Raw genomic sequence first — 14,878 nt, forward strand, 5'->3', positions numbered from 1 at the left:
CCAGGCACCTCGCCGCGGCACTACAGCAGGCCGGAGAGCAGATCCAGGACGCCGCAGCTCAGGCCCCCCGCCGAGAGCGCCACGAGGGGCTCCAGGCGCGACGCGATGGACTCCGGGTACACCGCCCTGCCCGCGCCGCAGGTCGGCGCGCCCGCGCGGTCCCGGTCGCAGACAGCGTCGCAGTGGCCGAGGACGGTGATCCCGCACGAGCGCGACTGCCCGCAGATGCGCTCGATCGTCCTCGCGCTCAGCGCCACGCCGCACGCGTCGACAAGCGCGTTGTCGGCGCAGGCGAACGCGGTCGGCCGGACCTGGTCGAAGAGATCACCGAACATGATCGCGTCCCGGACCGTGTACTCCGCCGCCTCGCTGTCGGGGGCGTCGGCGAGGGCCGGGTGGCCGCCGGTCATGCGGACCGCGACGTGCGCGCCCGTCGCGTTCAGCGACTGGAGCAGGCAAGCCGTCATCCAGCGCCGCGCGGCGGCGTCCGAGAGCGGCGCGGAGGACCACCGCGGCGCGAGCCCGATCGATCCGACGAAGGACGGACCCGAGGAAGTCTCCAGCGACGCCCCCTCGGGCAGCGCGCAGGCGACAACGCGCTCGAGGAGGTGCCTGCCCTCCCTCTTCGAGAGGAGCACGGCCGCCCCGGGGCCGCGCATCGCGTCCGCCAGCGGCGCCCGCGCCAGCGCGCGGAGCGCCTGCTGCGTCGAGGGCTCCCAGAAGTAGGCGGGATCGAGGCCGTTCATCACGATGATCCCCTGCTCCGCGGCCAGGATCGTCTCGCCCTCATCCGCCGGCGCTGCCCCGCACCCGACGGCAAGGCAGCAGAACCCGATCACCCCGGCAGCGTTGACCCGTACGCGAAGCATGCATCGTCCTCCAGCTCAGGCGCACGTGCGTGCGACTCGCACCGCGCACAAGCAAATCCCGAGCCGGTGCCGCGCCCGATCGGTCGCCGGGGTCGCGAGCTCAGCCGCCGCGCCCTGCAGCGCGCAGCGCATCGAGGCCGCGCGCCAGCGCGTCGAAGCGGGCCCGCCAGGCCGGATGCTCGGCCAGGAGCCCGCCGGCCCGATCCAGGTTCGCGGCGGCGACCTCGACGAGACCGTGGCGTAATGCCGCACGAGCGCGCCAGGAGAGGACCTCGAGGAGCTCGTCGGTGAACAGGAACGGGCCCGCCTCGAGCTCCGCCTCGTCGAGCCCGCCGAGCAGCAGCGCGCGCGGCGCGCGCGGCACGCCGTCCAAGGCGTCGTCCGAGAGGAGGCAGCGCAGCAGCAGGAAGCACCCGTGCGCCGCCCTCGCGGACGGCTCCGGCGGGCACGCGCCGGCGATCCACGCGAGCAGGCGCCGCGCCTCGTCGAGCTCCCCCCGCGCCGCGAGGATGCGCGCGAGGAGCAGCGAGCAGTCCGGCACGGGGCGATCCACGAACCGCCGCTCCAGCGTGTGCGCGCGGCGCGCGAGCGAGAGGGCCTCGTCCTGCTGGTCGCTCCAGTAGAGCAGCTCGGCGACGTTGTACGTGGCGACGCGCTCCAGCCACGGGTTGCCGATCTCCCGCGCGAGCGCGATCGCGCGCCGGAGATCCGCCGTCGCGCGCGGCAGATCCTTCTTCAGCGTCCAGAGCACGACGCGGTTCATGATCGCGACGCAGAGGTGCGGCAGGTCCTCGGCGCGCTCGCAGAGCGCGATCGCCTCCTCGGCCCGCCGCTCCGCCTCGGCGAAGCGCCCCGCGTGCGCGAGCTCGGTCGACAGCAGCACCAGCGCGATGATCCGGCTCTCCTCGTCCCCGGCCGACTCGGCCAGCGACGCCCCCTCCGAGAGGAGCGCGATCGCCTCCGCGACCTCGGCCCGCCGCAGGCGCGTGCGCCCCTCGGCCACGCAGAGGCGCGCCGAGAGCCGCGGCGAGCCCGCCCGCTCCACGAGCGGCCGCGCCAGCGCGACGCGCGCCGACGACGCCTCGTAGGCGCCCGTCCAGTCGAGCGCCGTCGCCTCCTCGAGCAGGACGTCCGCGCGCAGCTCGGCGTCCGCGTCGGAGCCCGCGAGCTCGAGCGCCGCGGAGAGATCGGCCATGGCCTCCTCGATGAGGTGCAGCCGGTAGCGGATCCTCCCGCGCCCGGCCAGCGCGCGCGCCCGCCCGCGGCGATCGCCGTCGCCGGCCAGCTTGAGCGCGGCGGTGTAGCAGCGCTCCGCCTCGACGTGCCGGTGCCGCGCGAACGCGAGATCCCCGAGCCGGAGGTGCGCCTCCGCCGCCTCCTCCCCCGCCCCGCACGCGGCCGCGTGCCGGGCCAGCGGCTCGAGCTCCTCCGGCCCCGGCCGCGCCGGAGGGCGCCCGCGCTCGACCCGCGCCCGCCAGAAGGCGAGCGCGTGCCGGTGGATCTGCGCGCGGTGCTCGGGATCCAGCGTCTCGTACACCGCGTCGCGGAAGAGGCCGCTCTGGAACCACCACCGCTCGGCGTCCCCGCGCGCGCCCCGCGCCCCGCCGTCGCCGCCTCCGCCGCGCGCGATGATGCCCCGCTCGACGAGCACGCCGAGCCCGTACCCCGCGTCGACGGGCGTCCCGGCGCCGCCGACCCGGTCGACGGCGTCCTGCACCCACTCCAGCTCGGCGCGCGTGAACGACTCGCCGAGCACGGCGCAGAGCCGCGCGAGCGCGGCGATCTCCTGCGGCAGCGCCCCGAGCTGGCGCATCGCCAGCCACTGCCACGCCGGGGAGACCGGCAGGCCCTCGAGCGCCGACGCCTCGACGCAGTGGTCGCCGCCCCCGGGGCGGCGGCGCACGAGCCCGGCCTGCTTGAGCGACCGGATGATCGCGGCGAGGCAACCCGGGTTGCCGCCGGCCCAGCGCGCGAGCCCCCGGAGCACGTCGGCCGGGGGGTACGCCGCGGGGAGGAGGAGCCGCGCCGCGAGCTCCGACGCGGCGGCCTCGTCGAGCGGGGCGAGCGTCACCCTGTCGGCGCGCTGCGTCCGGGCGCCCCAGGTGGGGCGGAGCCGCTCGAAGCGCGGGTGCGCGACGACAGCCGCCCAGAGCGCCACCCCGGCGCCGTCGAGCGTCGCGACCTCGAGCGCGTCGAGCACGGTGACGTCCGCCCACTGCGCGTCGTCGACGATCACGGCGACAGGGGCGCGGCGCGCGCGGCGGCGCAGCCCCTCGGCGATCGCCCGCGCCACGTGGTGGGGCGTCGCGGCGGGCGCGGCGCGCGCGGCCCCGGGAAGCGCCCACCCGAGCGCCGCGGCGACGGACGCGAAGGTCGAGGCGCCGATCTCGGGGCCGAGCCGCGCCTCGCAGAACGCGCGGGGGTCGGCCGGCGCCGCGGCGGGCGCGGAGAGCGCGAAGCGCAGGATCTCCGCGGTGTCCTTGCTCGCCTCGCCCGGCAGGGGCTGCGCCGCGCGCACAACGAGCGCCGCGGCGTCGGGGCGCAGGCGCTGCGCCACGGCGGCCGCCTCGGCCGCGACGCGGGTCTTGCCGAGCCCGGCGTCGCCGAGCACCGTGACGAGCGCCGGGCACGCGCCGCTGAACGCCGCGGCAGCGCTCGCCTCGAGCGCCGCGATCGCGTCGGTGCGCCCGACCATCGGCGGCGCGTCGCCCTCCGGCGCCCGCGCCGCCTGGGGCGACGTCGGGGTCGAGGTCGGCTCGGCCTCGGCGAGGGCGCGCTCGAGCTCCTTCGTGAGCGTGACGCCGGTCCATGGGGCGGCGGGGAGCCAGGTCTCCGGGCGATCCACCGCCGCGCCGTAGACGGCGGGCGCGCCCCTGTCGCGCGGGCGGATGATCACGCCCGCGAGGTGGAGCGCGGCGCGGGCGCCGTGCCGCTCGACGAGCTCGCGCGCGGCGGCGAGCGCGAGCCGGACGGGGTGCTCGGCGTCGCGGGCCGAGAAGACGGCGACGTAGCGGCGCCCGCGCTGCCGGACGCAGACGCCGCTGCGGCTCGTGAGCGCGCCGATCACGGGCGGCGTGGCGGCGCCTGTCTCGGCGACAAGCACGACGGCCGGCTGGAGCCCCTCGGCGAGGAGCCTGCCGCCGCTGGACGGCGGCCCCGGCGCGATCGGCGACGACCGCGGGGTCGGCTCCGCGTCGTCGGCGGCGCCGAGCGGGCACGCCTCCTCGAGCGCGCGCCGGAGCGAGGCAGCGCTCGCGGGCCGGCGGTCGGGCTCCTTGGCCAGGCACGAGAGCACGAGCGCCTCGAGGGCCTCGGGGATCGGCGCGAGCTCGCCTGGCCGCGGCGGCCGGAGCGCGAGGTGCCCGTGCTCGACAGCGCCCGTGTCCCCCACGAACGGCGGCCGCAGGGTGAGCAGCTCGAACAGGATCGCGCCGAAGGCGTACAGGTCCGTGCGCCCGTCGACGGCGGCGCCGGCGCGGAGCTGCTCGGGCGCCATGTACTCGGGCGTGCCGACGATCGTGCCCCCGCGCGTGATCTCGCCCTCGTCGTCCTGGCGCGACGCGCCGGCGGGCCGCGCCAGGCCGAGGTCGAGCAGCACAGCGCGCGCGGCGCCCGCCGCCGGGGCCTGCGCGGCGGCCGCGCCCGGCGCGGCCGCCGCGCGGGGCGGCGCGAGCATCACGTTCTCCGGCTTGAGATCGCGGTGGACGACGCCGCGCGCGTGCGCGGCCGCGAGCGCGTCGAGCAGCGCGGCGGCGCGCGCCGCCGCCCAGGCCGGCTCCGGGGGCCCGGGCAGCGCCGCGAGCGCCTCGGCGAGCGTCTCGCCGGGGACGTGATCCATGGCGATCCAGGGGCGGCCGTCGTCGAGCCGCCCCTCGCCGTGGACCCGCGGGACGTGCGGCGGGCCGACGCGCCGGAGCGCGCCCGCCTCGCGCCGGAACCGCGCCTGGATCGTCCCGCGCGCCGAGCGCCCGACCTTGAGGGCGACGCGGGCGCCGTCCGCCTCGCGCCGCGCGGCCCACACAGCCGAGAAGCCGCCCTGCCCGAGCAGGCCGTCGACCAGGAAGCCCGGGACCCGCGGCCGCCCCGGCGACTCGGGCGTGCGCTCGGCCGCCGGCGGCGGCGAGCCGCCGTCGCGGGGGCAAACGCCCGTCGGGGGGAGCCGGCGGTGGCACACTGGGCAGCGGGACACGTCGTGGCTCCCTGGGGCAGGGCGGAGAGGGATCTGCGCTCCGCCCCCCTATGGTACCGTCGGTCGGTCCGTCGATGGCGAGCGAAGACCCCGACACCCTCCCCGGCGCGGGGTCTCGCGTCGATCCGACGGTGCGCACGGCGCTGGCGACGCTGGCCGTGCCGTCCGCCCCGGCGGTGATCGTCGGCGAGCTCGCGGTGGCCGCGCTGCCGCCCGGGGCCCGGGCGGGCGCTTACGTGCTGGAGGAGCCGCTCGGCGCGGGCGGCTTCAGCGTGATCTACCGCGCGACGCACGCGGTCCACGGCGCGCTCGCCGCGGTGAAGGTGCTGCACCCCGAGCTCAGCGTGCTGCCGGACGTCGTCGTCCGCTTCCAGCGCGAGGTGGAGACGGTGCGGCGGCTGCGGCACCCCGGCATCGTCGAGGTCTTCGAGCAGGGGCAGCTCGAGGACGGGCGCCCCTACTACGCCATGGAGCTGCTCGCCGGGATCAGCCTGGATCAGCACCTCCGCGCCCGCGGCCGCCTGTCGCCCGAGGAGACGCTCGCGGTGCTGGAGCCGCTCTGCGACGCCCTCGAGGCCGCGCACGCCCAGGCCGTCGTGCACCGCGACCTCAAGGCCTCGAACGTCTTCCTCGAGGAGGGCGGGCGCCGCCGGGTGGTGCTCCTCGACTTCGGGGTGGCCAAGCTGCTCGACGCGCCCGGGCCGTCGCTGACCTCGTCGCGGGAGGTCGTCGGGAGCCCCTCGTGCGTCTCGCCCGAGCAGCTCCTCGGCCACGCCGTCGACGTCCGGGCGGACGTCTACGCGCTCGGCGCCCTCGCCTACCGCATGCTCGTCGGCGAGCCGCTCTTCGCCGGGGATCTGGGCGCGCTCCTGCGCCAGCTCCACCTGTACGCGAGCCCGCCGCGCCCGAGCGCGAAGGCGCGGCTCTCGCCGGCGTTCGACGAGGTGCTCCTCCGGGCTGTCGCCAAGGACCCGGCGGCGCGCCCCCCGACGGCCGCCGCCTTCCTCGCGGACTTCCGCGGCGCCCTCGAGGTTGCGCGCGGCGCTGTCGTCGAGGCGGCGCCCGGCGCGCGCGCCCGCCCCGGCGTGGCCGTCCACGCCGAGGTGGGCGCCGCCCCGGAGGCGCTCGATCCGCCGGACGATCGCCTGCTCGCGGACCTGGAGGCGATCCTGCCGTTCGTGGCCGCCGAGCTGTCCGAGGCCGGGCTGTCCCCCGCGGCCGAGACAGGCAACAGCCTGCTCTTCACGGCGGAGCGCCCCGGCGAGGCGGCCGCCGACAGGGAGGCGCGCCGCCGCGCCGTGGACGCGGCGCTCGGGATCTTCCGGCGGCTCGCGGGGCGGCCCGGGCGCGACCCCAGGGTGTACGTGCGCCTCAGCGTCCACGCGGGGGAGCTGCTCGTCGGCCCCTCGGGCGAGCTCCTGGGCGGGGCGCTCGCGGAGGTCGGCGGCTGGGCGCCCGAGGGGACCGAGGAGGGCGTCTTCGCCTCGCCCGAGGCGCTCGCCGGCCTGGAGATCGCCGCCGGGACCCCGGCGGCCGGGGGGGCGATGCGCTTGCTGGCGGGCGCGTAGCTCCCTCGGGGCTCCGCCTCGCTCCGCACCCCGGCGTCCGCCCCGCGGCCGCGAGCCGCTGCGAGCGCGGGTGCAAAAATCCACCGCCGGTGCTGCCTGGGGCAGGCATCAGCACCTGCCTGCGCGGGCCAGCGCGCGGGGGCGAGGCGTCCGGGACGCCGCGCGCGCGAGGTCCACCATGGTAACGTCATGCAGGTGAGCAGCACCCCGATACCCACATCAGGCGCGGATGCCACCACCGTGCTGAAGGTCCGGCCGAGCGAGGTGGCGTTCGGCAGGTTCAGCGTGCAGGTGGTGCACGGCCCGGATCAGGGCGCCGTCCAGGCGGCCGACGCGCCGGAGATCTCGATCGGCACCGCGGCGGGCAACCACCTCGTGCTGACCGACCCGTCGGTGTCGCGGCACCACTGCGTCATCACGGCGACCCCGAAGGGCTACCTGCTGCGCGATCTCGACAGCACGAACGGCATCACGCTCGCGGGGTTCCGCGTGGGGACGGCGTACCTGACCCCGGGCGCCACGTTCGGCGTGGGCCAGACGCTGCTGCGCTTCGATCACCTGCCCGAGGAGGTGCGCGAGCCGCTCGGGGACGCGGTGCTCTCCGGCCGGGTGCTCGGGCAGAGCACGGCGATGCGCCGGCTCTTCGCGATGATCCCGCGGATCGCCGCGTCGGACGCGACGGTGCTCGTCGAGGGCGAGACCGGCTCCGGCAAGGGGCTGCTCGCCGAGGTGCTGCACCAGCAGAGCCCGCGCGCGGCGGGCCCGTTCGTCGTCATCGACTGCGGCGCGATCCCGCCCACGCTCATCGAGGCCGAGCTGTTCGGGCACGTGCGGGGCGCCTTCACGGGGGCGCAGCAGGCCCGCGCCGGCGCGTTCGAGGCGGCGCGCGGCGGCACGGTGCTGCTCGACGAGATCGGCGAGCTGCGGCTCGACCTCCAGCCGAAGCTGCTGCGCGCCCTGGAAGAGCGGTCGATCCGGCGCATCGGCAGCCTGGATCCCGTGCCGCTCGACCTGCGGATCATCGCGGCGACGAACCGCGATCTCCGGCAGGAGGTGAACCGCGGCACGTTCCGCTCGGACCTGTTCTACCGCCTCAACGTGGTCCGGCTGCGGGTGCCGCCGCTGCGCGAGCGGCGGGAGGACATCCCGCTGCTCGTCGCGCACTACTACAGGCAGTTCGCGGACAGGGCGGATCCGCCGGCCGAGCTCGTGGAGCGGCTCGTCCATCACGACTGGCCGGGCAACGTCCGCGAGCTGCGCAGCGCGGTGGAGCGCGCGGTGCTGACGGGCGATCCCGCGATCGGCGAGCACGGCGGCGCCGCGCCACGAGAGGGCGGCGAGGAGGAGCCGGCGCTCCGCCCGGACGACCTCGATCTCTCGTTCCGCCAGGCCAAGGAGCGCACGGTGGCGCGCTGGGAGCGGGCGTACGTGAAGGCGTTGATCCGCGCGAACGGGGGGAACCTGTCGCACGCGGCGCGGGCGGGGCGGATGGACAGGAACCACCTGCGCGAGCTCCTGCGGCGGCACGGGGTCACGGCGAGCGAGTCGTAGCGCGGGGAGAGGGCGCGACGCGGGCTGCGCGGCCCGAGGAGCGCCTGTTCGTCGCGCGGCGCAGCGCGCCGCCGGATCGTGCGGGCTCGGGAGGAGAGGTCCTAGACCTCGTGGAGCCTCGATCCGCGGGGGCCGGAAGCGCGGTGGAATGCTGGGCGCTCCGTGGATCGCGAGCGCCTCGGATGGCGCCCTCCCCGGCCGTCGTGCCGGCGGGGGCCAGGCCTGCGGAAGAGGGCGGCGTCGGCGCGGGCGAGGACGTCGGCGAGGTAGTCGCTCCGGGCGGCGGCCGCGTGGAGGGCGTCGTGGATGCCGTGCCGGTGGATCTCCCAGCCGCGGCCGGGGACGAAGCGGAGCGTCGTCGTGGAGGCGTGCGGGCGCGCGCGCTCGCGCAGGGAATCGCCGTCGAGCACCCACACCTCGGGGCCGAAGCCCGCAAGGACCTGTCGCAGATCGGTAGCGGACGGCACGCCGGGGCGGTTGGCGCTGCTCACGAACAGCGGCGCGTGGCGCTCGAGCAGCCAGGCGATGGGATCCCACGTGACGCCGAAGAGGAGCGTCATGCCGTACTGCGTGGCGGGCGCGAGCCAGCCCGGCGCGCCGGCGTCGCGGTCCTGCGGCACGAGGGCGGTCACCCGCTCGACCGAGAGCAGCCAGCCGAGGCGACGGCGCTCCGCCTCGTCGAGCGCGAGGTGCGGCGCGATCCGATCGAAGCGCGGCTCCCACGCGGCGACGAGCTGGCCGTCCGGCTGGCCCTTCGCCCGGTTCACGGCGGCCGCCGTCTTCGCAGCGACCACGTAGGCCAGGGGCGAGGGCATCGGCAGCACCACCGCCTCTCCCCGATCGAGCGCCTCATCGATGGCGCGCCGGCCGGCTTCATCACATCGCGCGACAGGCACCCTGGCCTCCTGTGCGCTCACGCGCTTGCGCAGCCGCAAACGGCTCTTCTGCGGCCGGGAGCGTCCCGGGCCGGGCGCCGTCGCGGGGCGACCCGGCCCGCGATACGGCGGGAGCGGCGACGGCGATTTCACGGATCACCCCCGCGACGACGGTCACGGGCGGTTCTTTTCTTTTTAGAAACATGGGGTTCACGCTGGGACAGCGGCGAGGCGCCCGGGAATGCCGGAGCTCGCGACGGCGCCTCGCCCGCCCGCGCAACAAGCAGGCATCGGGCCATCGAGCCAGCGGCGCGACGGCCGCCCGGAATCAGGGGGCCCTCGCCGCGTCGATCCGCCTGGCTTTCGAGGAGAGTCGGCAGCCCGACGCCCGGCGGCCCAGGTCCGCCCGACGCGCGAAGGATGGCTGGCGCAGGCAGGACGTGGTGCCTGCAGCAAGCAGCGCTGCTGGCCGCAGCAGGCAGCGAGCGCCCGCGCGGACAACCGATCTTACGTGAAAAATTCCGCTCCTTCTGCCGCCTGCCGGAGCGCTGCGTGATCATTGGAGAGGAACCGGACTGGCCCTCTCCTGGAGGCTCACCCGAGCGCGGCGGCTTCATCGGAGCTCGCTCGAGGCGAGCCGCCCGTGGTCGGCTGACGGACGAGGACGAGGGCATCGGACAGGATCCAGAGCCCCAGGCCGATGAGGACGAACGGCAGCGCCGCGCGGCCATGGCGCCGGATGCGGCTGCCCAGGACCGGGTGGTGGACGAGGTGGTGGCCGAGCGCGCACAGGACGCCGGTCATGACCGCGAACACAGCCGCGTGGAGCGGGATGAGCCCGGGAGCGCTGGAGAACAGCGGGATGTACACGCCGAGGTTGTCCCCGCCGTTGGCGACGGTGACGCTCGCCACCGCGAGCGCCCGGAAGCGCGACGCGGCGCCGCGCGGCCTGGCCTCGGAGCCCTCCTCGTCCTCGGCTTGCTCGGCCTCCCCCCGCCAGAGCGCCCACAGGCCCCTCAGGCCGAGCGCCAGGGGCGCCAGGCCGAGCAGGCCGATCCACCCCTCCGGCACGCGGACCGCGAGCAGCGCGCACGCGACGCTCGCCGCCACGAGCGCCGCCATGCCGAGGAACTGACCGGCGACGATCTGGCGCGGGGTGAAGGCGGGGTCCGCGAAGAACGCCGAGAGCAGGAGGATGTCATCGACGTTCGTGGAGATGAACACGACAGCGCTCACCCCGAGGGCCGGGAGGATCTGCTCCATGGTGCGGCCGCGGACGTAGCACCGCGGGCGGTAGCGCGCTCAGCCGGCGAGGCGCCGGCGCCGCGCGGCCGCTCTCCCTCATGACGGCGCCGCTGCCCCGCGGGACCTCCTGGGGTAGACCGTGGTGGCCGGAGCGACAGCGCGTCCGCACAGGGCCACAGGCGACGAGCCGCGCGCTCGCACGAGGAGAAGCATGGCAACGATCCCCCCGCCCACAGAGCCGACCAGCGTGAAGGGCGCGGCAGCGCCGGCAGCACCCGCGGCGCAGGGCGCCCGGACCGACCTCCCGGTGCAGGGCATGACCTGCGCGGCGTGCGTGCGCCGCGTCGAGCGGGCGCTGCGCGCGGCGCCCGGCGTCCAGGAGGCGGCGGTCAACCTCGTGACCCAGCGGGCGACCGTCACCTACGACGCGCAGGCGACAACGCCGGCCGCGCTCGCCCGCGCCATCGTCGACGCAGGATACGAGGTGCCCGGCACCCCCGACGCGCCGGAGGCCGCCGCCGCCGCCGATCGGCCACGACCTGCGCCGCGACAGGCCGCCGAGGAGCGCGCCGCCGCCATGGACGCGGCCGAACAGGAGGAGCAACGGGCGCTCCGGCGCGACGTCGCGATCGCCGTCCTGCTCACCGCGCCGCTGCTCGTCGTGGCCATGTCCCACGGCGCGATCCCGGCGCTCGACGGCCCCGCCGGGCGCTGGATCTCGCTGGCGCTCGCGACGGTCGTCGTCCTCGGGCCGGGGCGACGGTTCTTCCGGCTCGCGTGGGGCGCGCTCCGGCACCGCGCCGCCGACATGAACACCCTCGTGAGCCTCGGGACGGGCGCCGCCTGGCTCTACTCGACCGCCGCGGTCGCGGCGCCAGGGCTCTTCCCGCACGCCGCGCACGGCCACACGCCGCCCGTCTACTTCGAGGCCGCGGCGGCGATCGTCACCTTCGTGCTGATCGGCAAGCTCCTCGAGACGCGCGCGCGGAGGCGGCTCGCCGACGCCGTGCGCGGGCTCGTGGCGCTCCAGCCGAGGACCGCGCGGCGCGTCCGCGGCGACGCCGTGGACGAGGTGCCCGCGGCCGCGCTCGCGCCCGGCGACCTCGTGCTGGCGCGGCCCGGCGAGCGCATCGCGACCGACGGCGAGGTCGTCCGCGGCGCGTCCGCTGTCGACGAGTCGATGCTCACCGGCGAGAGCATGCCCGTCGACAAGACAGCCGGCGCGGCCGTTCTCGGCGGGACGCTCAACCAGAGCGGCGCCCTCACCTTCCGCGTCACGAAGACGGGCGCCGACACGGCGCTCGCGCGCATCGTCGAGGCCGTCGAGCAGGCGCAGGGGTCGCGCGCGCCGATCGCGCGGCTCGCCGACGTGGTGAGCGGGATCTTCGTCCCCGTCGTCCTCGGCGTCGCGTCGCTCACCCTCGTCGGCTGGCTCGCCGTCGACCCGACCGCCGGCGGCCTCGCCACCGCGATCGAGCGGTTCGTCGCGGTGCTCGTGATCGCGTGCCCGTGCGCGCTCGGGCTGGCCACGCCGGCCGCCGTGGCCGTCGGGACAGGGCGCGGCGCGGAGCTCGGCGTCCTCGTCAAGGGCGGCGCGGCGCTCGAGGCCGCGAGCCGCGTCGACACGGTGCTGCTCGACAAGACGGGGACGCTCACCTCGGGGCGGCCCGAGCTCACCGATGTCGTCGCCGTGGAGGGCCGCGGCGAGGCGGAGCTCCTCGGCCTCGTGGCGGCCGCGGAGCACGAGAGCGAGCACCCGGTGGCGCGGGCGATCGTCGAGGGCGCGCGCGGCCGCGGGATCGCGGTCGCGCCGGCGTCGGCGTTCCGCGCGGAGATCGGCCACGGGATCGAGGCGCGCGTCGCGGGCCGCCTCGTGCGCGCCGGCAACGCGGCGTGGCTGCAGCGCGCGGGCGTCGCGACCGACGCGCTGGAGGCGGCGGCCGAGCGCCTGGCCGCGCAGGGCCGCACGCCGTCGTTCGTGGCGGTCGACGGGCAGCTCGCGGGGCTCGTGGCGGTCGCCGACCGGCCGACCGAGGAGGCGCGGCGCGCCGTGGCGGCCCTGAGGCAGCTCGGCGTCGAGGTGGCCATGGTGACCGGCGATCGGGCGGGCGCGGCGCGCGCCGTCGCCGAGGAGCTCGGCATCCGCGACGTGTTCGCGGAGGTGAGGCCCGAGGACAAGGCGCGGATCGTGCGCGAGCAGCGGGCCGCCGGCCGCCGGGTGGCGATGGTCGGCGACGGCATCAACGACGCGCCCGCGCTCGCCAGCGCCGACGTGGGCGTCGCCCTCGGAAGCGGCACGGACATCGCTGTCGCCGCCGCCGACGTGGCGCTGCTCCGCGGCGGGATCGCCCGCCTGCCCACGGCGCTCGCGCTCGCGCGCGCCACGCTGCGCACGATCCGGCAGAACCTGTTCTGGGCCTTCGTCTACAACGTGATCGGCATCCCGATCGCGGCGGGCCTCCTGTACCCGCTGACCGGGTGGCTCCTCTCGCCGGTGCTCGCGAGCGCGGCGATGTCGCTGTCGAGCGTGTCGGTGCTCGGCAACTCGCTCCGGCTCCGCGCGTTCGGCCGACGAATGAATGACAGAGACCGCGGGCGCACTAAAGCGTCCTGAAATACGGAGGATCCATGCAAGCTTACCGCCGACACGTTGGCACCGCGATTGCCTTTGTCCTGTCCCTCTCGGCCGAGGCAGCTCACGCAGCCGTCACGATCGAGGACATCGAGGTGGACACGTTCATCGAAAGCGAGACGATCCCGGTGCGGGTCGCCGCGTCGTCGCCAGAGGACATCTATTATGTGGAGGCGGAGTTCGAAGGGATCATCATCGAGCTCACGCCGGCGGAAGACGGCTACTTCGAGGGGTCGCTCGATCTCGGCGAGCTCGGGGGCGCGCTTCCCTATGGTCCTCACGTCCTGACGGTCGACGCGTACAACACGTTCGGCGATGTGGGGAGCGCGCAGCGCACGCTGCACCGGCACGCGCCGCCGATCCTGGGATGGAACGTGCTGCCGAACGGAACCCTCACGGCGGGCCAGCGCTTCGACGCGAAGTGCATCCCGACGCCACCCTACGAGTGCGAGACCCTCCGGGCAGAGTTCCGCAGCGCCGACGGCGACGTCACGTTCTCGACCGATGAGAGGTGGTCCCTGGCGGGGCGGCTCTACCTCCTGGAGTCCCGGTGGGGCGGCAGCGATGAGATCCCGTCGGGCAGGACGTACACGCTCACCATCAAGGCGAGCGACGGGCTGAGCACCGTCACGAGGACGATCGGTCCGATCCACGTCGACCGGAGCCCGCGGCTCACCGTCGTCCAGCGCGCCCCCGGCGCCATCCTCGACGTCGATGCCACGCGGTTCCTCTTCCTCGATCACTACGGGCGCCTCGGCATTTCCGACCGCGCCACGCAGGCCGTCACGTGGATCGCGACGATGACGCAAGGAGAAGGGACTGCCCCGCTGAGCGCTGTCTACGGGGCGCTCACGCCGTCCGGGGCCGTGTACCAGACGACGAACGGCTACATCCACTCCTGGGTCAACGGCAGCCGGAACACCGTCGCGCGCGCGGCGCGCCTCGACGCGGTGAACGGGGACACGGCGGTGTGGACGACGAACAGCGACGACTGGGCCCTCGCGCACACGCTGTCCACGGGGACGAACAGGACCCTCTGGGCGAGCGCGGGCAGCCGGTCGCCGTTCCAGGCCGACATCACGGCGTCCGGCGGGATCTATTTCGGGACCTACGAGAGCGGCTCGATCGTCGGGCCCGGGGGATCGCGCCTCGGGGATCACGAGGGCAACCTGCAGCGGCCGATCACCGACGGGACGAACGTCGTCGGTCGCTGGTGGGATGGGCGCGCGAGCTCGAGTTACCTGTACACGGCGGAGGGAGACGAGGTGTTCCTTGGCGACTCGATCACCAGCAGCTCGGCCGGGCTGCTGGCGCACGCGGGCCACGTGGGTTTCCTGAAGACCGACGGCGTCGTGAACCAGGTGTGGCTGAGGACCCCCGACGGCGAGCAGCATCAGATCAGCGACTTCGCGACGACGAGCGCGTTCGATCAGGTCAAGCTCCGGGTCGGCCACGACGGCCTCAGCGACACCGGCGAGGTCCTCTTCCTGAACGACGGCAAGCGCTACATCGGCCGGCCGGGGGGAGCGCCCGAGCAGATCAGCACGGACCTCGGGCACGGGCGCTGGCTCGACGGGAGCTGGTACGTGATCATCGGCAACACGCTGTTCCAGGCGGCAAGCGCGGGCGGCTCCCCCGCGCGCCTCGCAGCGACCGCGGCGTTCGCGCCGGAGGACGGCGCAGAGGTGCTGTCCACCTCGTTCACCGGCGACGAGCTGCTCGACGCGCCGGTGTCGGTCCGCGACCTGCACGAGCCCGACGCGCTGCCTGTGTCGTCCGACGGCGCCGAGCTGACAGGCGATGAAGCGGACACCGGCGGCGACCTCGCGCCGGCCGCCGCAGGGTGCAGCGCCGCTGGCCCGGCGGGCTCTCCGGGCGGCGCCGCCGCGCTCGCCGCGGCGCTCTCAGGGCTCCTCGCCCTCGCGCGCCGCAGCCGCCCGCGCGCGTAG

At 76.2% G+C, this 14,878-nt stretch carries 8 protein-coding genes; 4 read left to right on the top strand and 4 right to left on the bottom strand.

All coding sequences use genetic code 11. The annotated features are described in order from the left end of the window. Positions 1-20: 20 nt before the first annotated feature. Both WMF42_RS20600 and WMF42_RS20605 read right to left on the bottom strand, forming a co-directional pair. On the bottom strand, positions 21-869 hold the full coding sequence (locus WMF42_RS20600) for a hypothetical protein (RefSeq protein ID WP_437693732.1): 849 nt from the start codon (positions 867-869) through the stop codon (positions 21-23). 100 nt (positions 870-969) lie between these two features. After that, the gene (locus WMF42_RS20605; protein WP_437693734.1) at positions 970-5,058 is read right to left on the bottom strand and encodes a protein kinase domain-containing protein; all 4,089 of its coding nucleotides are present in this window, start codon (positions 5,056-5,058) and stop codon (positions 970-972) included. A 74-nt stretch (positions 5,059-5,132) separates the two neighbouring features. On the opposite strand from WMF42_RS20605, the gene WMF42_RS20610 reads away from it, so the two are divergent. Continuing rightward, positions 5,133-6,626 (top strand): serine/threonine-protein kinase, encoded by a 1,494-nt coding sequence (locus tag WMF42_RS20610; RefSeq protein WP_434048417.1) that lies wholly within the window; start codon positions 5,133-5,135, stop codon positions 6,624-6,626. A gap of 240 nt (positions 6,627-6,866) precedes the next feature. Beyond that, positions 6,867-8,177, top strand: coding sequence for a sigma 54-dependent Fis family transcriptional regulator (locus WMF42_RS20615; RefSeq protein WP_081426135.1), 1,311 nt, complete (start codon positions 6,867-6,869; stop codon positions 8,175-8,177). 101 nt (positions 8,178-8,278) lie between these two features. Here the strand turns inward: WMF42_RS20615 and WMF42_RS20620 are convergent, their stop codons facing one another. Both WMF42_RS20620 and WMF42_RS20625 read right to left on the bottom strand, forming a co-directional pair. Further along, positions 8,279-9,073: a hypothetical protein gene (locus tag WMF42_RS20620; protein ID WP_199693464.1), complete on the bottom strand. Its 795-nt coding sequence runs from the start codon at positions 9,071-9,073 to the stop codon at positions 8,279-8,281. 573 nt (positions 9,074-9,646) lie between these two features. Beyond that, positions 9,647-10,315: a cadmium resistance transporter gene (locus WMF42_RS20625; protein WP_434048419.1), complete on the bottom strand. Its 669-nt coding sequence runs from the start codon at positions 10,313-10,315 to the stop codon at positions 9,647-9,649. Between the two features lie 193 nt (positions 10,316-10,508). On the opposite strand from WMF42_RS20625, the gene WMF42_RS20630 reads away from it, so the two are divergent. Both WMF42_RS20630 and WMF42_RS20635 read left to right on the top strand, forming a co-directional pair. Beyond that, positions 10,509-12,911: a heavy metal translocating P-type ATPase gene (locus WMF42_RS20630; protein ID WP_437693737.1), complete on the top strand. Its 2,403-nt coding sequence runs from the start codon at positions 10,509-10,511 to the stop codon at positions 12,909-12,911. A 14-nt stretch (positions 12,912-12,925) separates the two neighbouring features. After that, positions 12,926-14,878, top strand: a complete 1,953-nt coding sequence (locus WMF42_RS20635) for a hypothetical protein (RefSeq protein WP_437693739.1) — start codon at positions 12,926-12,928, stop codon at positions 14,876-14,878.

Source organism: Sorangium sp. So ce176 (assembly GCF_051519835.1).
GTDB lineage: Bacteria > Myxococcota_A > Polyangia > Polyangiales > Polyangiaceae > Sorangium > Sorangium cellulosum_G.

Coding starts and splice junctions, on each gene's coding strand:
- WMF42_RS20635 (WP_437693739.1), top strand. CDS start 12,926: ATGCAAGCTTACCGCCGACACGTTGGCACCGCGATTGCCTTTGTCCTG.
- WMF42_RS20630 (WP_437693737.1), top strand. CDS start 10,509: ATGGCAACGATCCCCCCGCCCACAGAGCCGACCAGCGTGAAGGGCGCG.
- WMF42_RS20625 (WP_434048419.1), bottom strand. CDS start 10,315: ATGGAGCAGATCCTCCCGGCCCTCGGGGTGAGCGCTGTCGTGTTCATC.
- WMF42_RS20610 (WP_434048417.1), top strand. CDS start 5,133: ATGGCGAGCGAAGACCCCGACACCCTCCCCGGCGCGGGGTCTCGCGTC.
- WMF42_RS20600 (WP_437693732.1), bottom strand. CDS start 869: ATGCTTCGCGTACGGGTCAACGCTGCCGGGGTGATCGGGTTCTGCTGC.